The sequence below is a fragment of the Stenotrophomonas sp. 2201_Sma genome (assembly GCF_056486685.1).
Genome location: NZ_CM151329.1, coordinates 3,934,663 through 3,951,870, shown reverse-complemented (window position 1 = coordinate 3,951,870; position 17,208 = coordinate 3,934,663). Strand labels below are relative to the sequence as shown.

The 17,208-nt window shown below is 66.3% G+C and carries 22 protein-coding genes; 11 read left to right on the top strand and 11 right to left on the bottom strand.

Annotation, left to right across the window (positions count from 1 at the left end; translation table 11 throughout):
* Positions 1 to 46: 46 nt before the first annotated feature.
* Positions 47 to 388: a DoxX family protein gene (locus ACZLIF_RS18185; RefSeq protein ID WP_219631776.1), complete on the bottom strand. Its 342-nt coding sequence runs from the start codon at positions 386 to 388 to the stop codon at positions 47 to 49.
* A 234-nt stretch (positions 389 to 622) separates the two neighbouring features.
* On the opposite strand from ACZLIF_RS18185, the gene ACZLIF_RS18180 reads away from it, so the two are divergent.
* Entirely contained in the window at positions 623 to 1,030 is a 408-nt protein-coding gene (locus ACZLIF_RS18180; protein WP_065174466.1) for a hypothetical protein, read from the top strand.
* 52 nt (positions 1,031 to 1,082) lie between these two features.
* On the opposite strand, the gene ACZLIF_RS18175 is transcribed toward ACZLIF_RS18180, so the two are convergent.
* The 5 genes from ACZLIF_RS18175 to ACZLIF_RS18155 all read right to left on the bottom strand — a co-directional run bounded on the left by ACZLIF_RS18175 (position 1,083) and on the right by ACZLIF_RS18155 (position 4,315).
* A complete protein-coding gene (locus ACZLIF_RS18175; RefSeq protein WP_128987746.1) occupies positions 1,083 to 1,838 on the bottom strand; it encodes an SDR family oxidoreductase in 756 nt (251 codons plus the stop codon).
* A 251-nt stretch (positions 1,839 to 2,089) separates the two neighbouring features.
* Complete coding sequence (locus tag ACZLIF_RS18170; protein WP_128987747.1) at positions 2,090 to 2,731, bottom strand: glutathione S-transferase family protein; 642 nt, start codon at positions 2,729 to 2,731, stop codon at positions 2,090 to 2,092.
* Between the two features lie 74 nt (positions 2,732 to 2,805).
* Positions 2,806 to 3,378, bottom strand: coding sequence for a cysteine hydrolase family protein (locus tag ACZLIF_RS18165; protein WP_128987748.1), 573 nt, complete (start codon positions 3,376 to 3,378; stop codon positions 2,806 to 2,808).
* 3 nt (positions 3,379 to 3,381) lie between these two features.
* Complete coding sequence (locus tag ACZLIF_RS18160) at positions 3,382 to 4,020, bottom strand: DUF6766 family protein (RefSeq protein WP_065174469.1); 639 nt, start codon at positions 4,018 to 4,020, stop codon at positions 3,382 to 3,384.
* 100 nt (positions 4,021 to 4,120) lie between these two features.
* Positions 4,121 to 4,315 carry a hypothetical protein gene (locus ACZLIF_RS18155; RefSeq protein ID WP_053517152.1) on the bottom strand — a complete coding sequence of 65 codons (195 nt, stop codon included), beginning with the start codon at positions 4,313 to 4,315 and terminating at the stop codon, positions 4,121 to 4,123.
* 157 nt (positions 4,316 to 4,472) lie between these two features.
* Here ACZLIF_RS18155 and ACZLIF_RS18150 point away from each other — a divergent pair, with 157 nt between their 5' ends.
* The 3 genes from ACZLIF_RS18150 to ACZLIF_RS18140 all read left to right on the top strand — a co-directional run bounded on the left by ACZLIF_RS18150 (position 4,473) and on the right by ACZLIF_RS18140 (position 6,690).
* Positions 4,473 to 5,636 carry a zinc-dependent alcohol dehydrogenase gene (locus tag ACZLIF_RS18150; protein WP_128987749.1) on the top strand — a complete coding sequence of 388 codons (1,164 nt, stop codon included), beginning with the start codon at positions 4,473 to 4,475 and terminating at the stop codon, positions 5,634 to 5,636.
* Between the two features lie 7 nt (positions 5,637 to 5,643).
* A complete protein-coding gene (locus ACZLIF_RS18145; protein WP_065181605.1) occupies positions 5,644 to 6,138 on the top strand; it encodes a hypothetical protein in 495 nt (164 codons plus the stop codon).
* Between the two features lie 123 nt (positions 6,139 to 6,261).
* Positions 6,262 to 6,690, top strand: a complete 429-nt coding sequence (locus tag ACZLIF_RS18140; RefSeq protein ID WP_128987750.1) for a BLUF domain-containing protein — start codon at positions 6,262 to 6,264, stop codon at positions 6,688 to 6,690.
* A gap of 42 nt (positions 6,691 to 6,732) precedes the next feature.
* Here the strand turns inward: ACZLIF_RS18140 and ACZLIF_RS18135 are convergent, their stop codons facing one another.
* Positions 6,733 to 7,125 (bottom strand): response regulator, encoded by a 393-nt coding sequence (locus ACZLIF_RS18135; protein ID WP_053517160.1) that lies wholly within the window; start codon positions 7,123 to 7,125, stop codon positions 6,733 to 6,735.
* Positions 7,126 to 7,316: 191 nt separating this feature from the next.
* Between ACZLIF_RS18135 and ACZLIF_RS18130 the strand changes: the two genes are divergently transcribed.
* The 4 genes from ACZLIF_RS18130 (at position 7,317) to ACZLIF_RS18115 (ending at position 9,903) form a co-directional block, all read left to right on the top strand.
* Complete coding sequence (locus ACZLIF_RS18130; RefSeq protein ID WP_241685920.1) at positions 7,317 to 7,655, top strand: hypothetical protein; 339 nt, start codon at positions 7,317 to 7,319, stop codon at positions 7,653 to 7,655.
* A 253-nt stretch (positions 7,656 to 7,908) separates the two neighbouring features.
* Positions 7,909 to 8,382, top strand: a complete 474-nt coding sequence (locus tag ACZLIF_RS18125; protein WP_053517167.1) for a BLUF domain-containing protein — start codon at positions 7,909 to 7,911, stop codon at positions 8,380 to 8,382.
* A complete protein-coding gene (locus ACZLIF_RS18120) occupies positions 8,379 to 9,149 on the top strand; it encodes a DUF72 domain-containing protein (protein ID WP_065181609.1) in 771 nt (256 codons plus the stop codon). The genes ACZLIF_RS18125 and ACZLIF_RS18120 overlap by 4 nt, the downstream gene beginning before the upstream one ends.
* Positions 9,142 to 9,903 carry a DNA-formamidopyrimidine glycosylase family protein gene (locus ACZLIF_RS18115; RefSeq protein WP_065174477.1) on the top strand — a complete coding sequence of 254 codons (762 nt, stop codon included), beginning with the start codon at positions 9,142 to 9,144 and terminating at the stop codon, positions 9,901 to 9,903. Before ACZLIF_RS18120 ends, ACZLIF_RS18115 begins: the two co-directional genes overlap by 8 nt.
* Here ACZLIF_RS18115 and ACZLIF_RS18110 read toward each other — a convergent pair whose 3' ends face one another.
* A complete protein-coding gene (locus tag ACZLIF_RS18110; protein ID WP_053517173.1) occupies positions 9,904 to 10,182 on the bottom strand; it encodes a hypothetical protein in 279 nt (92 codons plus the stop codon).
* A 50-nt stretch (positions 10,183 to 10,232) separates the two neighbouring features.
* The gene (locus tag ACZLIF_RS18105) at positions 10,233 to 10,730 is read right to left on the bottom strand and encodes a YciE/YciF ferroxidase family protein (RefSeq protein WP_065174478.1); all 498 of its coding nucleotides are present in this window, start codon (positions 10,728 to 10,730) and stop codon (positions 10,233 to 10,235) included.
* Positions 10,731 to 11,188: 458 nt separating this feature from the next.
* Here ACZLIF_RS18105 and ACZLIF_RS18100 point away from each other — a divergent pair, with 458 nt between their 5' ends.
* Positions 11,189 to 11,641: a PA2169 family four-helix-bundle protein gene (locus tag ACZLIF_RS18100; RefSeq protein WP_053517176.1), complete on the top strand. Its 453-nt coding sequence runs from the start codon at positions 11,189 to 11,191 to the stop codon at positions 11,639 to 11,641.
* An 83-nt stretch (positions 11,642 to 11,724) separates the two neighbouring features.
* Here ACZLIF_RS18100 and ACZLIF_RS18095 read toward each other — a convergent pair whose 3' ends face one another.
* Entirely contained in the window at positions 11,725 to 15,078 is a 3,354-nt protein-coding gene (locus ACZLIF_RS18095) for an autotransporter domain-containing protein (protein WP_478462169.1), read from the bottom strand.
* A gap of 223 nt (positions 15,079 to 15,301) precedes the next feature.
* On the opposite strand from ACZLIF_RS18095, the gene ACZLIF_RS18090 reads away from it, so the two are divergent.
* A complete protein-coding gene (locus ACZLIF_RS18090; protein ID WP_128987752.1) occupies positions 15,302 to 15,652 on the top strand; it encodes a VOC family protein in 351 nt (116 codons plus the stop codon).
* Positions 15,653 to 15,662: 10 nt separating this feature from the next.
* On the opposite strand, the gene ACZLIF_RS18085 is transcribed toward ACZLIF_RS18090, so the two are convergent.
* Positions 15,663 to 15,950 carry a hypothetical protein gene (locus ACZLIF_RS18085; RefSeq protein ID WP_053517182.1) on the bottom strand — a complete coding sequence of 96 codons (288 nt, stop codon included), beginning with the start codon at positions 15,948 to 15,950 and terminating at the stop codon, positions 15,663 to 15,665.
* A gap of 204 nt (positions 15,951 to 16,154) precedes the next feature.
* Here ACZLIF_RS18085 and ACZLIF_RS18080 point away from each other — a divergent pair, with 204 nt between their 5' ends.
* Positions 16,155 to 17,048, top strand: a complete 894-nt coding sequence (locus ACZLIF_RS18080; protein WP_053517184.1) for an NAD-dependent epimerase/dehydratase family protein — start codon at positions 16,155 to 16,157, stop codon at positions 17,046 to 17,048.
* The last annotated feature ends 160 nt before the right edge of the window (positions 17,049 to 17,208 follow it).

The window sequence follows — 17,208 nt, the reverse complement described above, 5'->3', positions numbered from 1 at the left end:
ACGACACGCTGCCACCCCCGTCAGCCTCAGATGGACGAGGGTGCCCTCATCCGCGACGCCGGCGACCATCGATGCTGTAGCGGCCGGCGCCGGTGCAGGCCAGCAGAATGAAGCCACCGGCGATGCCCATGTTCTTCAGGAACATGATCTGCTGGGTGGGATCGTTGAACTGGTGATGGAAGATGAAGGCGGTCACCAGGCTGAAGGCGGCCAGGACCGCGGCGACCAGACGGGTCTGGAAGCCCAGCAGGATGCACAGGCCGGTAATGATCTCGAACGCGATGGTCGGCCACAGCAGGATGCCGGGCACGCCCATCGTCTCCATGTAGCTCTGTGTGCCGGCCAGGTTGCCGAGTTTGCCAAGGCCGGAGACCAGGAACAGCAGCATCAGCAGTACGCGTGCAACGAGGATGGCAAGGGGAGGCGATGAGTGGTTCACGTCGATATCCTCAGGCGGAGACAGGCAGGGTGGCCGTGCGCGAGGGCACAGGAGATGGGCCGATCGGACTCCAGAGCCGGTGAAGCCCGCGTTGAGAGCATTGCGGGCACAGGGCTGCGGGGTTGGGTCATACGGCGCGTTTCACGCTACCCTGCGCGGGTCCGGCGACGAAGGAGGCACAGGATGGCAGACGATGGCGGCATGACGATTCCAGCGAAGACCCTGTACATCGCAGGCGCCGTGGCTGTGCTGGTGAGCCTGCTGGCATGGTCGGTGGAGTGGAGCGGGCTGGCCTACGTCTGTCCCTATTGCCGTGTGCAGCGCACGGTCATCGGCGTGCTGGGGGTGCTGACCCTGTTCGCGCGGCCCGGCGGCATCGTCGTGCCCTGGCTCTCCTTCTCCGCGGGAGGCTTCGCGTTCGTGGTGGCGGCGATGCAGCACTTCAACGGCTGGAAGCGCATTTCCTCAGGCAGCTTCAGCTTCAACGCGCAGTGGTACATCGACCCGTGGTTGCTGTCGGGATGCGCGATGCTGATCCTGGTCGCGCAGTTGATGCTGGTGCAGGCGGCCTGCCGGCGCAGCGCGCGCTGAAGCCACCGCCGGCGTCTGCCGGCGGCGGCCTCCATTGCATTCCGTGCTTGCACTAGGCTGGATTCATCAGTGCGAAGAGCGTGTCGTAGGTGCCATCGCGTTCGGCCCAGCGTCGTGCCTGGTCCGGCTCCAGCAGCAGCTCTCCCCGCGGGTGGTCCCCGCGCTCGAGCTTCAGCAGAACCTGCTGCACGTACTCCTGCACGGGCATCGCGCGCGGGTCGGTCGCCTGCGCCTCACCCGTCAGTTCGGTCTGCACATACGGGGGCGACAGTTCCAGCACCTCCACCGGCAGATGGCGAAGCTGATGACGCAGCGATACCAGCCACGAATGCAGGAACGCCTTGCTGGCGCAGTAGGTCGGGAAGCTGGCCAGTGGCAGGAAGGCGAGCGCAGAACCGGTGGCCATCAAGGTGGCGCTGCGTTGTTGTGTCAGCAACGGCAGGAACGTGGCCACGGTGCGGAGCACCCCCAGGATGTTGGTGTCGATGATGGCTTCGGCATCGAAGTCGTCCCAGTGGCCGCTGGCCAGGTTTTCCGGGCGGGAGATGCCCGCGTTGGCGATGAGCACGTTGAGGCCGGGGAAGCGGGCATGGACGATGTCGGCCAGGTCCGCCAGTGATGCAGGATCGCCCAGCTCCAGCGGCAGGGCGACGAGGCCCGGGCGCTGCTCGCCGATCGCCTGCAGCAGTGCCCGGTCGCGGCCGGTGATGATGACCTGGTTGCCGCGGTCGTGGAGCGCCTCGGCCAACGCACGGCCGATGCCGCGGCTGCCGCCGGTGATGAGGATGGTGTTGCCGGTGAGGTTCATGGGAGTGCCTTTCCAGAGGGTCTTGGGAAAGGCCACGGCGTGATGCATCCACTCCCGCAGGAGCGAAGGGCAGGGCAGTACCGTGGCGCCTGTCGCCCGGGTTTCCTCTGCTGAGGCCCTCCCGGCTGTGGGCGCGTTGGATGACGATAACGCCTGCGGCAGCGCCGTTGCGGGGCTGCGGCGCAGACTGTAGGCGCAGCCTGGTGAGGCGTCAACCGTGTCGGCGCATCGGGGTCCCGCCCGATGCAGGGCTACCGGCTCTGGAAGACCGCCCGCTGGGCGGCGAATGCGCGCTGGTAGGCAGGGCGTCCCGTGGCCCGCGCCAGGTAGGCGGCCAGCGTCGGATACCCGCCGATCATGCCGCTGCTTTGAAGACGCAGCAGCACCGCCACCATCATCAGGTCGCCAACGCTGAATTCGTCCTCCAGCCAGGTCCTGTCGCCCAACCATGCCGACAGCTGGGACAGCCGTGCGTGCACGCGCTCGTCCAGCATCACCTGCCGCTGCGCATACCAGGGCTGCTCGCGTTCCAGCAGCCATGCCATGGATCGCTCGACGATGGGCGGCTCGACGGTGTTCAGCGCAGCGAACATCCACATGATCGCGCGCATGCGGGCGCTGTCCCCGGCCGGCAGCAGGCCGCGATGGCGCTCGGCCAGGTGCAGCAGGATCGCGCCGGATTCGAACAGCACCCGCTCGCCTTCCTGGTAGGTGGGGATCTGGCCGAAGGGGTGGCGCGCCAGATGGGCCGGCTGCTTCATCTCGGCAAAGGACAGCAGCTGGACGTCATAGGCCACGCCCAGTTCTTCCAGTGCCCAGCGCACGCGCATGTCGCGGGCCAGGCCCTGGCCGCGATCGGGCGAGGTGGCGAAGGCAGTGAGGATCGGGGTCATCGGAGGTGCTCCGGCCGGCGGGAGGCCTGCCTTCCCTGTTTCGACGAACGGCAGGACCGGAAATCGACCGTTGCTCAGCGCTGCGCTCGCCGCGGCGAGGACAGCAGCCCGGCAACCGTCTCGATCCGTGCGGCGCCTGAACGCTCCAGCGTCTGCAGTGCCACTCTCCTGCGTGCTGGCAGCGCCGCGGTGGCATCAGCCACCACGGTTACTTTGAACTCCCGCGCGTTGGCATCCAGCGCGGTCGCCAGTACGCAGGAATCGGTCGCCATGCCGGTGAGCCACAGGTGGCGGACCCCCAGTTTGGCCAGCAGGATCGGCAGGGGCGTGGCGAGGAATGCCGAGTGCTTCGGTTTGAGCACGAAATAGTGGTGAGGGGCCGGCGCCAACATGTCCGCGATGCGCGCGGCACTGCCACCGTCCCGCCTGCACTGCTCCACCTGCTGGCGGAAATCCCGTTGCCAGTCGGAGAAGTTGTCGTTGGCATGGATCACCGGCCAGCGGCGGGCATCACAATGGTCACGCACCCTGCGGATGCGGGTCGCCGCCCGCTCCGCCAAGGGCGCCAGCGCGCCAGCGTCGGGGAAATCGAAGCGGCTGAACATGTCGATGACCAGCAGTGCGGTCGTGGCATTCCGGCGTGGCATGGCTCAGTCTCCGGTCTGCGCATGCGGCGCCTGCACGGGCTTGGACTGCGGGGAATCCTTCTGCCGCAGGAAGATGGTCAGCACGACCAGGGCCAGTACCGCCAGGAATTCGCTTTGCCAGTTCTGCATGGACTCGAACCAGAACGTGCTGCTGGTCAGATGTTCCAGGAAAGAGGGTGGCGGAAGCCCCTGCAACTGCTGCTCCACCTGTTCTGCCTTCCAGCTGCCGACGGCATGCAGACTGAAGCTGACCAGGAAGAGCAGTCCGAAGGCGATCGCCAGTGAATGTCCATAGAGCGTCTTCCATATACCGCCACGCAGCACCGGCCAGGGTGTCGGGCCGGGCTCGATCCGTGCGTGTTCCTGTGCAGGGTCAAGCGGGCGCGATTCCGCAGAGCCGCGCTGGCGCAGGCTGACGGTGAGCAGCACGTACATGCCCATCTGCAGGAATTCGCTTTCCCAGTTCTCGAAGGTGGCACTGATGAAGTGGCCGCTGGCCAGGTAATGCCACAGATCCAGCGGCGCGCGGCCGTGGTGGACCAGCTCCTCGTTGTGCACCTGCAGTCCTGACAGTGCCTGGCCGGCAATGAACAGCACGGTCAGAGCCAGCAGCACCAGTGACAGACCGTTCCGCTTCCACATGCAGCACCTCGCCATGCAGATCCTATGGGGGATGCGGTGAGCTTGCGTGGCCGGTCACGAAACATCCGTGAATCCGGCGCATGCGGTCCGTGAGGCGGACTCAGCGATGGCGCTTTCCGGTGGGGTCCGGATCGAGGCGTTCATAGTCATCCGGGCGCGCTTTGGGGCCATCGCCATCGTCGGGCATGTCGTGCTCCTTCCATCTGGCGTTGTCGTTGCGGCGCTTGTCGGGTGTATGTGCCTTGGCCTGGTCATCGACATCGACGGTGGGGTTGAACGGCAGCTTGTTGCTCATGGCAGTCTTTCCGTGGATGGTGGATGGAGGCTGCAGCGTGCGCGCGTGAGGGTTAACGCAATGGCGCAGCCGAATGAACATCCTGCACACCGTGTGGTCACTCTGGCCGCAGGGGGAGTGCTGCGATCCTGCAGGTCCAATCCCCTGGAGAAGCACCATGCAGGCACTGACCTATCACGGCCGCAGGGATGTGCGCGTCGAGACAGTTCCCGATCCGGTGCTGGCGCAGGATGACGATCTCATCCTGCGCGTGACCGCGACAGCCATCTGTGGCTCGGACCTGCACCTGTATCGCGGCAAGATCCCGGACCTGCATGATGGCGATGTGCTCGGCCATGAATTCATGGGCATCGTGGAAGAGGTCGGCGGCGCCGTCACTCAGGTGCGCGCCGGTGACCGCGTGGTGATCCCGTTCGTGATCGCCTGCGGTGAATGCTTCCATTGCCGCCTGGCCGAGTATGCCGCCTGCGAGACCACCAATCCCGGCAAGGGGGCGGCGCTCAACCAGAAAGGCCTGCTGCCTCCTGCAGCGCTGTTCGGCTACAGCCACCTGTACGGGGGCGTGGCCGGGGGGCAGGCTGAATTTGTCCGCGTGCCCAAGGCCAACATCGGCCCGCTGCGGATTCCGGACGGTGTGGCGGACGAGCAGGTCCTGTTCCTGTCCGACATCCTGCCCACCGGCTACCAGGCTGCACTCAACGCCGGCATCAGGCCGGGCTCGACCGTGGCCATCTTCGGAGCGGGTCCAGTCGGCCTGATGAGCGCAGCATGCTGCCGCCTGCTGGGTGCGGAAACCATCTTCATGGTCGACCATCTGTCCTACCGGCTGGACTATGCACGGGATGCCTACGGCGTCATTCCGATCGATTTCAGGGATATTCCGGATCCTGCCGATTACATCCTCAGCCAGACCAGTGGCCGGGGCGTGGATGCCTGCATCGAGGCCGTCGGATTCGAGGCCGAAGGCAGTGCACTGGAAACAGCGCTGACCACCGTCAAGCTGGAAGGCAGCAGTGGCGTGGCGATCCGGCAGTGCATCGCGGCCGCGCGAAGAGGCGGCGTGATCAGTATTCCCGGCGTCTATGCCGGTTTCATCCACGGCTTCCTGCTCGGCGATGCTTTTGACAAGGGCCTGACCTTCAAGATGGGACAGACGCATGTGCAGGGCCTGATGCCGGAACTGCTGGATGCCATCATGGAGGGCCGCCTCGACCCGGGCGACATCATCTCCCACCGCATGCGGCTGGCCGACGCCGCACAGGGCTACGCGATGTTCGATGCCAAGGACGATGACTGCCGCAAGATCGTGCTTACGCCGTGAGAGCAGCATGAGCGCCTCGGCCATGATGGTCCTGTACGTGCTGTGGCTTGCCGCAGGCACGCTGGACTTCCATTTTCATCGCCGCACCGATCTGCCCCACACCTCGGGCCTGCGCGAGAGCACGCTGCATGGGGTGCAGCTGGGGCTTGTGGGGACTGGTGTGCTGGCTTGGTTGCTGCTGGCCGATACGCGGGCGCTGGCGGTGTTGCTTGCCGTGCTGGCGGCCGCCCATGCGATCGCGGGGTATCTCGATACCGCCAGCGCGGATGGCCGGCGACGCATCAGTCCGGCCGAGCAGCATGTGCACAGCGTGCTGGATGTGGCACCGTGGCTGTTCGTGCTTTGGGTGGCCCATCACGCTGAACCGGCGTGGGCACTGCAATGGCGCCCGGCGCCGGCGCAGGACTGGGTGCTCACGCTGCTGCCGGCGATGGTGGTTGCGTTGTCATGGCTGTGGGAACTGCGGCACTGCCTGCGCGCAGACCGGTCTCTTTCGCGATGACCGCGTTGCGGCCGCCGACACGAGTATGAATGCAGCGGAGTGTGACCGGGTCACGGTGCGCGTACACAGGCGGTGAACGGGAGGCACGATACGCTCGGCGTTTGTGGGAGCAGGAGCCGGAGCGTGCCGAACAGAGCCATCGTCTACATCAGTGAGGCCAGCGAGGACTTCACGACCGGGAAGCTGGAATCCCTGATGGCCGACGCCGCGCGTTTCAATCGAGGCGCGGGCGTAACCGGTGTGCTGCTGTTTGATGGGCAGCGGTTCCTGCAGTACATGGAAGGCCCACCGGATGGACTGGAGGTGGCCTACTCACGGGTGACCGGTGCCAGCAGCCATGGCGGCATCATCGAGTTGGCCCACGGTCGAGTCGGTCAGCGCCGGTTGCCGTTCTGGCCAATGCGATGCCTGCATACAGAGTCGGACATCCTGCGGGACATCGCCCGGGCGGACTGGACCAGCTTCATCCTGCGCGCTGCCGACAGTCACGAGGATGCAACGGCGATGGAGCGGCTGCTTGCCGTGGTCGAGCCCTACGCCCGCGCGGCCTGAGCCGCCCTCGGCGGAGCGCGTTTCGCTGCTGCACGATCTGGTTCAGCGCTGGCCTCCCGCCGCCGTATCGCTGCAGAGTGTCTGACGGACAGCGCGTTGCAGGCCCTCGATGTGGAACGGCTTGGCGACGAAGGGGGCACGCCGGTGGCGTGCAGGTACCAGCTGGTCGTACACCGCGGAGACGAACAGGTAGGGAATCTTCAGTTCGGCCAGGCGGTCGGCTACCGGAAACACCACGCCATCGCGCAGTTCCACATCCAGTACCGCGCCATCGAACCGTTGACGGTCCAGCAGGCCGAGGGCATCAAACACGCTGTAGGCATGGGTGACGTGGTCGCCACTGTCCTCAAGTGCCTGTTCCATCAGTGCCGCCAGATCGAACTGGTCCTCCACCAGAAGCAGATTGCAGGGAGGCTGGCCGGTCGTGCGAGGCATGAGGTAGGTCTATAGAGCCGTGGGGACGACAGTGTCCGCCGCAGGCCATCAAGGCGATGCGGAGATGATGTGGTGTCGACGCGAAGCCGCGCGTGCCGTGCAGGCAGCGTGCACGGATGGGCCGGCAACGTTGACGATGCCTTGGCGATCACTGTGGATACTGCCGCCGTCCCCGCACGAGGAGTCGCCCAATGAACGCTTCCGGATCCCTGTCTGCGCCCCAGGTGCTGCGCGTGGAAAGCATGCCGCTCGCCTGCGGTGGGATGGCAGTTGTCGTCGAACTTGACAGGGTGCCCTCCCGCGCCTGGATGAAGTTGCTGAAGCGGGCACTGCTGTTGGCAGACGGTCTCGACGGCGCACAGGCCAAGTTCGATGGCCGCTTCGTCTACGTGGTGGGCGTGGAGGCCGCGCAGCGTCGAGCGGAGCATCGGGTCATGCAGGTGCTGTCTGCTGCGGAGGGTCGCTCGGCCGATGCCGCGCGTATGCACACGATGCCGCCTACGGCTCCCGTATCCGTGTTGCAGGCCTGAGCGCGCATCGGCGGCAACGGGCAGGGTGACGGGCTGGAGCACCACTGCAACGAAGCGAAACCGGGATCGCTGTTGCCCGGGTTCCGGTTCGAGGCGACCCTGGAGTGTCTCCCGTGTTGGGCTGCCGTATACCTCGTGCCATCTCCTCGAGTGCAGAGTCGACCCCACACTTGAACGCAGCCTCCACGCCGAAGTCACTGGACCTTCGGCGGCGAAGCCTAAGGTAGAGCCTATTGCAACCGTCGGTGCCCCCATGCCTCTGCGTGCCATTGCCTATGCGAGCGAAGCCGTTGCCTCATTGAGCGCGGAACGGCTGCGCGGTCTCGTCAACGACGCGGTGGCATTCAATGAAGCAGCGGACATCACCGGCGTGCTTCTGTTCGATGGTCATCGCTTCCTTCAGTATCTGGAGGGGCCACAGCAGGGCGTGGACGCCGCGTGGCGGCGCATCCTCGACAGCAGCAGCCATCACAGTGTGGTCGAGCTCAACCGTGGTCGTATCGGTCGCCGCCAGTTCTCGCACTGGCGGATGGGTTGGCTGCAGGTGGAGCACACGGCACTCGGCAGGGTGGCCCTGTCCGACTGGACCGGGTTCGTGCGCAGCACGGCCAGCGGAATTCCGACCAGCGCGCTGGACAGGCTGCAGCTGTTGACGGCGCCTCTTCTGCGAGCCGATCAGGGCGGACCGATGATGCAGGCTGCGCCTGCTGGTGGGAGCGGGTCATGAGCGCTGGGGTGGAACCGCACCCTGCCGGAACGCGGATACGCATCGGTTGCGCAGGATGGTCCCTGTCGGCGGCGGATCGCTCCAGTTTCGGTGGAGGTGACAGTCTGCTGCAGCGCTACGCCACGCGCCTTTCTCTGGTCGAGATCAACTCCTCGTTCTATCGCCCGCACCTGCCCCAGACCTATCGGCGCTGGGCCGCTTCCGTTCCGGACGATTTCCGCTTCACGGTGAAGATGCCGCGTTCCATCTCGCACGAGCAGCGGCTGCGCGGTGCCGGCCCGCTGCTCGACCCGTTCCTGGCTGCGGTGGAAGAACTCGGCAGCCGGTTAGGTGCGCTGCTGTTGCAGTTGCCTCCCAGCCTGGCGTACGAGCCGCAGCACGTCGAACCGTTTCTGCACGATCTGCGTCGGCGCACGCGCAGGCAGGTGGCGTGCGAGCCTCGACATCCGTCCTGGTTCAGTGCCGAGGTGGATGCGCTGCTGGCGGTCCATGACATCGCGCGCGTGGCGGCGGACCCGGCGCGGGTCGCGCAGGCGGGCGAGCCGGGCGGGGCCCGCGGCTGGAGCTATTGGCGATGGCACGGCCAGCCGGATATCTATCGCAGCGCTTATGACGAGACCACACTGGCACGGCTGGCCGGGCTGCTCAGGGACCGCGCGCGTGCCGGCCATTGCGCCTGGATGATCCTGGACAACACGGCGCAGGGCCATGCGGTCAGCAATGCACTGCGATTGCAGGCACTGCTCGGAGAACACGGCCATGCCTGAAGGCCCTTCCATCGTGCTGCTGCGCGAGGCCGCCGAGATGTTCACCGGCCAGATACTGCGACATGTCGGGGGCAACAGCCGGATTGACCTGTCCATGCTTGCAGGGCAGCGCGTGCGATCCGTGCGTAGTTGGGGGAAGCACTTCCTGCTGGAGTTCGGCACGCATACCTTGCGGATCCATCTGATGCTGTTCGGCAGCTGGCGCATCGATGAGCGCAAGCCTTCGCCTCCGCGCGTATCGCTGAGGTTCGATGCCGGCGAACTGAACCTCTATGCCTGTTCGGTCAAACTCATCGACGGCCCGTTGGAAGAAGCCTACGACTGGCGCACCGATGTGATGAGCGATGCGTGGGACCCCCGGCTCGCGCGCCGCCGCCTGAAAGCGATGGCTGACGTCCTGGTGTGCGACGCACTGCTGGACCAGAACGTTTTTGCCGGCGTTGGCAACATCATCAAGAACGAAGTGCTGTTCCGGATCGGCGTACACCCGGCCACGCGTGTGGGTGACCTGCCGCCGCGCAGGCTGGGATCACTGATCCGCGAAGCCAGGACCTACAGCTACGAGTTCCTGGAATGGAAGCGTCGCCACGAGCTCAAGAGGCACTGGCAGGTGCATGCCAAACGCAGCTGTCCGCGATGTGGCGGCCCCGTCAGCAAGCAGTATCTGGGCAGAACCCGGCGACGCAGCTTTTTCTGTCCCCGCGATCAGGTCCTGTTCGGCGATCCCGGGCCGGCCGGTATCCGCCAGCGGTAATCAACAGGGGGGAGGGAGGGGGGCCTGCCTCTGGCGATGCCGCGCCAACACCTGCCCAAGCAGAGCCGTCGCCAACAGAAGCAGATTGGTCACCACGAAGACGCTGCTGCCCAGCATCAGGCTGTAGAGGGTGAACAGCGCCGAGGCCACCATCTGGCCTGCGAACAACCATCGTGACAGTGTCTCGGGATGTGGCGAACGCCACTGCTTGACCATCTGCCTGAGCAAGGTGGCGACCAGCACAAGGGTCGCCATCCAGCCGATGATATCCGGATGCATCGGGATCTCCTGTTGCCGCCGCCGTCCCTGGCGGCGTATCGCAGTGGAACTCAGGCGGCCTGTGCTGCCTTGGCGTTGCCACCCCCCTTGGCCAGCAGGGTCAACTTCTCGTCGGTCGACTTTTCTTCGGCCAGTGTTTCCAGCAGCAGGGGGAGCGCGTCCTTGTAGCCCAGCTGCTTGGCCAGCGCGGCGATGGTGCCGTACGACGCAATCTCGTAGTGCTCGACTTTCTGGGCGCCACCGATCAGTGCGGCATCACGCACCGGTCCCTTGTCGATGCTGTCGATGACGTCCTTGCCTTCCTCCACCAGCCCTTCCATCGCTGCACACTTGATGCGCTTGAGACGGATGCCCAGCGTCTCGACCACCTGGTCGATCCGCTCGATCTGGCCCTGGGTTTCCTCCAGATGGGTTTCGAAGGCGGCGGCGAGATCCGGATTCTCGGCCGCACGGGCAAGGCGGGGCAGGGCTTTGGTCAGCTGCTTCTCGGCGCTGTAGATGTCCGAAAGTTCGTGGATGAACAGGTCTTCGGCAGTCTTGATGGCCATGTGCGGCTCCAGTCGGGAAGGAATGTTGACCGTAGCGGTCCCGGCGTTGATGCCCGGCGTACATGCGGTGAGCGCGATATCGCTGTCCACCGGCATGGTCCATGCAGGGCCCTCACATGTGCACGCGCGATGCACATGGCGTGCACGTGCTGACGCTGGCGTATGCATCAGGCTGCCAGCGTCCGCATCGACAGGAGAAAACACGATGAACACGCCAGGAAAACCGACGCCGAGCTGGCGACAAGGGAAGGTGCTGCTGGGAGTGCTGGCCGCCGTGCTGGTGATTACCGGGATCATCCTTTTCGTGCCCTGGTAGCGGCGGTCAGGCCGCGTTGAGCGACGTGATGCATGCATCAAACGACGCTCACCCCGGGGCCACATTCCTTTGTCCAAGGTAGTGATGCAGGCAACGCACACCGTTGTCGGTTCCCAACGAATCTGAACTTCAGGAGCAGAACATGAGCACCCAGTCCACCATCGAACATCGTCTCAACGACCTGATCGAGATCGCACGCGACGGCAAGTCGTTCTACGAAGAGGCGGCCACGAAGGTGAAGGATGCCGAGCTGGCGGCACTGTTCACCCGCATTGCCGGCGTCAAGGGCCGCATCGTGTCGGCACTCAGTGGCGCGGTTGCGGCCACCGGTGGCAAGCCCGCAGAGCACGGCACCCTGGTCGGCTCGATGCAGCAGTTCTACGGCAAGGTGCGCGCAGCGTTCGGCGACACCAACTATGGCTACGTGGCCGAGCTGGAAGAATCGGAAGACCGCCTGCTGGCAGCTTTCAAGGACGCGCTGAAGGATGAGGGCCTGCCGCCGGCGGTACGCCAGGAAGTGACCCAGCTGCTGCCGGAAGTGCAGGAATGCCACAATGTGATGCGTGCGCGTAAGCACGCGATGAAGGCAGCCTGATCGCGCGGGCTGCATTCTCCGGAGAAAAAAAGGGGCGGCCCCAGGCCGCCCCAATGCTCTTCAGCAGGTAAGTTGAACGTGGATCAGAAGCGCACGGACCAGCGCGCCGTGGCGCCATGGTCACGGCTCTCGCTGCCGAACTGGCCGCTGTAGCCCAGCTCCAGCGACTGCCGCGGGGTCAGCCACGCGGACAGCCCCAGCTCGGCCACGACAGCGCTGTCGGCGATCGGCGCTCCGCTGACGGCGAACGCGCCGCCACCGTTGGCGAAGGCGAGGTTGGCCACTTGGCTGCGGTCGCCGGAGGCCCGGCGATAACCCACCGCGCCACGCAGGTGCAGCCAGCTGTCCTGCTGGAAGGATGCCTTCAGACCCTTGTCGAAGCGCAGCCCAGCGGTCGCCACGGTAGTACGGGTGTCTTTCACTTCGCCCTGCAGTGCGGCGGCGCCGCCCCGCTCGTTGATGCGCTTCAGGTCCACTTCGACGCGGGCAACCTGCAGGTAGGGCTCCAAGCCACCTTCAGCAGAGCCGAAACGGTAGCCGGCTTCGAGGAAAGCCTGGCGGGTACGGGCGTCATAACGGCCGGTGAGCGTGTCGCTGAATCCTGCGAACGCCAGCTCGCGGGTGCTCTCTGCCTCGTGCTTGCTCCAGGCCACGCCACCGCGCAGACCGAAGCCGCCCCAGCTGTGGCTGGCGTAGGCACCGAAGTGGGTATTGTCGATCTTCGACTTGGCACGGCGGTCGCGTTGCTTGACGTCGGTACGGCCGGTGCCGGCGAGTACGCCGGCCTGCCAGCCATCGAACTCGCGGTCGATACCGACCAGCAGGCCGTTGCTGTTGGCGTCCGTGCGCGCGGTTTCGACATCGCCATCGAGCTTGCCGTTGCCGCCGATCGCCTGTACCCACGCACCGGTCGCGTCGCCGGTGCTGCCCGGCGACGCATTGCCCGCACGTCGCGACAAGGCTGCATCACGCACGTAGCGGCTGCTCTCGACCAGTACCAGCGGCGTGGCGGCATGCAGCTCGCCGCTCAGGCCGTCCAGCGCGGCGCCGACCTGTGCGGGGAACAGCTGGGTCAGCGGCCGGGGCAGGCCCTGGTTGATCGCCAGGCCATCGGCTACGCCAGCGACGGCGCGCTGGTTGCGCGTGGTGGCCGCGGTGGCCAGCAGCGCACCCCGGGCCACGTCGATGCGCGCACCATTGGCGCTGTAGGCCAGGCTGAACTGCAGGAACGGCGAGAATGCACTGAAGTCGGTACGGGCGAACTGACCGTTGATGCCACCGTCGGCGCGCAGGATGTTGAACTGCTCACCCAGGTAGTACACGCCCGGTTCGGGCAGCGCGACCAGTGTGCCGTCCAGCGTGGCGGTGCCGGTGACGTGCAGCTGGTCGCTGCGGCCTCCCGGCGCCAGTTCAGACGCGAACACACCGGTAGCGCCCTGCACATAGTCACCGTTGACGGTCAGCGTGCCGATCGAATTGCCCGGCGCGATGATGCCGTCGACCCGGGTGGTGCCCAGGGTGCCGACACCCTTCAGCAGGCCATTGGCGCCTACGGTGGTATTACCGCCGGTCTGCGTACCGTTGAAGGAGATCACGCCGCCATCGACCACCAGATTGCTGTGGTCCAGCACGCCGCCGGCGCTGACCGTGCTGACGCCGCCGGTGGTGTTCAGGGCGGTGGAGACCAGCGAGCCGTTGAGCAGGAACTGGCCGCCCTTCACCTCCACTGCCGAGGTGAGCGTGTTGGCGCCATTCAATTCCAGGACGCCCTCGTTCACCACCGCACCGTTGAAGCTGTTGTCGCCGCTCAGGCGCAGCCAGCCGATGCCGGACTTGGTCAGCTTGCCGGGGCCACCGATGTCGTTGGTCCAGTCATCCCAGGCCTCGCCTTCCCAGACCTTCAGGCCACCGGCCTTCTGGTTCATCACCACATCGGTGTCCACGCGCAGCGAGCCGAAGCCTTCGATGGCCTTGCGCAGGTCGACCATGCCCCAGCCGTAGATCTCATCGATGCCCGGATCGCCCAGATCGCGGGCGGTCGTCAGCAGCACGTCGCGGACCTGTGCGCTGTCCAGGTAGGGGAAGCGCTCAAACAGCAGCCCGAGGGCGCCGGTGATGTGCGGCGCCGCCATCGAGGTGCCCGTCTTCAGGCCGTAGGTGTACTCGGTGTTCTCGCTGTCGATGATCAGCCGCAGGTACTCGCTGGTTTCCTCGATGCGTCCCTGGATCTCACCGGAGACGATGGTGCTGGCGATGTCAGTGCCCGGGGCGGAGATGCACCAGTTGGCGGCGGCACCGCAGATGCTGGAGCTGTCGTCGAGCACATAGTCGGTTTCGCCATCGTCGGCGACCGGCTGGCGCACGTTGGCCACGGCCAGCCAGTAGGGTTCGATCTCCGGCTTCCAGCGCGGCAGGGCCGCAGTGATGCCCGCGACGGCCCCGCTGCCGTTGCCGGCCGACCACACCTGGATCAGGGTCGACCCGGGGGCAGCGTCGCTGCCTGCGTAGATGCTGCCGTAGACGTCGTAATCCGCGCCAATCGCGGCGTACTGGCGGTCGAGCGCCGCGGCACTCATGTTGCGGGTCGAGATGCCCCAGCTGTGGTTGATGGCGCGCACGCCCTGCGCCTGGACCTGCGCATACATGTCCAGTACGGCGTCGTCGTCCGGGTCGGTGCGGTACACCGCGCGGGGGCGATAGAAACCATCCGGATCCAGGCGCCACTCATAGTAGGTGTCACCGAACACGCGCGCTGCCGTCAGGTCGGCACCGAAGGCCACGCCATGCATACCGGTGCCGTCGCGGTTGGCGCCGATGGTGCCCAGCACGTGGGTGCCATGATCGGCGTAGCTGAAGCCGTAGGGCAGGCCGGCCGCGATCAGGCGACCGGCGAGCGCCGCCGGCACCCCGGCACCGAGGCCGTAATAGTTGTAGCCGGGTTGTTCGCCGCGGGTCTGCGAGCAGGCCCCTTCGCCGGCGACGATCCCCGCCGTCGCGCAGTCCGGGCCGATGGTGATGCTGGTGGTGTTGCGGCCGGCGAATTCCGGGTGGGCCAGCGCCGAGCCGGAATCGAACAGCGCCAGGCGTACGCCCTGGCCGGTCAGGCCGCGGGCATAGGCATGGTCGGCCCCCATCGCGGCAAGGCCCCAGTCGGCATTGAACTCGTCGCTGTGCCAACTGGCGGCATCGCCCGCGTTGCCCAGGACCGGGGTGGACGTGGCCTGCGCCGAAGGACCAACGGTTGCGTCCGTCTGTGCATGGCCCGGCTGGGCCCACGCCGCCTGCAGCTGGCGCTGCTGCTGCCAGGCATCGAGTGAATCGGAGGCCATCGCCGGCAGGGCGGCTGCCAGTAGCAGGGAGCTGGCCACCGCGAGTGCCAGCGGGCGTTGCAAGGGGGAACGGGAGCGGGACGAACGGCCATGCAGCGGGTGATTCATCAGGCAAACTTCCTTGATTGACGGTCTACCCAGCCGCTAACTGTCCTGAATGCGTTTCACCCCCAGCGATGTGACGGGAATTTTGTTAACGCGTTAATGTTTCGTGACGGAAGCCACACTTTTCGCACCCTGCCGCATCAGTCTGTGCACGCGTCCCTGAAGATTGACGGTGTGCCGGCCGGTCGCGCAGTTTCGTTTTTGCCCCTCATTGAACAGGAACGTCATGGCTGTCAGACGCATCGTCGCCAACATCGCCACGCCCGATCCGGCGCGCGCCGCCGCGTTCTACGGTGGCATCCTCGGCATGCCGGTGGTGATGGATCATGGCTGGATCGTCACCTACGCCGGGCAGGACACTGCACCTGCGCAGCTCAGTTTCGCCAGCGAGGGCGGATCGGGTACGCCGGTGCCGGACCTGTCGATCGAGGTGGACGATCTGGATGACGTCCTGCAACGGATCCGCAGCGCCGGCATCGACGTCGTGTATGGCCCCGTCGAGGAGCCATGGGGCGTGCGTCGGTTCTTCGTCCGCGACCCGTTCGGGCGCCTGCTGAACCTCCTCAGCCACGGCTGAGGTGCGTCGCTCAGTCCTGCTGACCCGGTTCGTCGCGGCCCTGTGGACCTTGATCGGACTGCTGGCGCTGCTGTTGTGCGCGGGCGTGGCGTGCATGCCCGCCTTCGCGACCGATCGCGGCCATGTGCTGGCGATCGCGGCTGATGGCTTCGCCTCCTTTGCGGCCGGCAATGCGCGCCTCGGCGGGACTGAATTCATGGGCGTTGCCGGAGGCATGGGCGGCGCGCCCACCCTTGGCGGCGATCGCGCGCTGCATGCGCTGGTCCATCGACGCGAACCCGCGGTTGCTGCTGGCCATAGGGGATCTCTCTCGGCGTGGCGGAGCCTCATGCTTGCGGACGGCAGGCTAACGGTACGTCCGCAGATGGCGCGTGGTCTTCACGTTCTGCCTGCCTGTCGTTGACGCTGCACTTGCGCAGCGCCGCTATCGCCCTGGACACAGGCCACGCCTAGAATCGGTTCATCCCGGTAGCTCCCGGGCGCTGTTGAGTGAATGGACTCAATGAAGATTCTGTTGACCGGAAGTTCCGGGCGGATCGGGCGCGCGATCTTCGGCGCGTTGGCGGCCACCCATGAAGTCATCGGGCTGGATCGCAGCCCGTTCGCCACCACACGCATCATTGCCGATGTCACCAACACGAAGGCACTGGAGCGTGCCGTGCGCGGCGTGGATGCGGTGATCCACACCGCTGCGCTGCATGCACCGCATGTCGGGCTGGTGCCGGACACGGTGTTCCAGCAGATCAACGTGGAGGCGACCGCGCAGCTGCTGCGGCTGGCGCGTGACGCCGGCGTCGGACGCTTCGTGTTGACCAGCACCACCGCCCTGTATGGCCATGCCGTGGTGGCAGGCGGTTGTCGCTGGATCGACGAAGACACTGAACCCCTGCCCAGGACCATCTACCACCGCACCAAGCTGCAGGCCGAGGCGCTGGCCGAAGCCGCGGCATCGGAGGCATTCGCCGTGCGCGTGCTGCGCATGGGCCGCTGCTTCCCCGAGCCTCCCGAGCGCATGGCGATGTTCCGCCTGCACCGGGGCCTGGATGCACGCGATGTGGCCAGCGCGCATGCCGCGCTGCTGCACAACGGGGGCGCACCGTTCCAGCGCTACATCGCCTGCGCGCCGACCCCCTTCCGGCGCGAGGACTGCCTGGAACTGGCCACCCAGCCACGCCGGGTGCTGGCGCGGCGCGCACCGCAGCTGCTGGCCGAGTTCGAGCGCCGCGGCTGGCCACTGCCGCTGAGCATCGACCGCGTGTACGACGGCAGCCGTGCGGTTGCGGTGCTGGGCTGGCAGCCGCGCTACGGTCCGGACGATGTACTGCAGCAGTACGCGGCAGGCAGCATCGAAGTGCTGCCACGCACGCAGTGGTTGAAGGACCGGGTGGTCGAGTAGGTTCGCCGCACGTATGAGCCATCCCAAACTGAGTGCATTCAGCTTGACGCAGGGCAACGACTCAACCCCGCCGCGGAACGGCCGCTAACCCGGTGCGCCCTTGCGGTGCCGGGCATCGCCCGGCTCAGACAGGTCGCCGCGCGAGGGATCGCGCACCAGC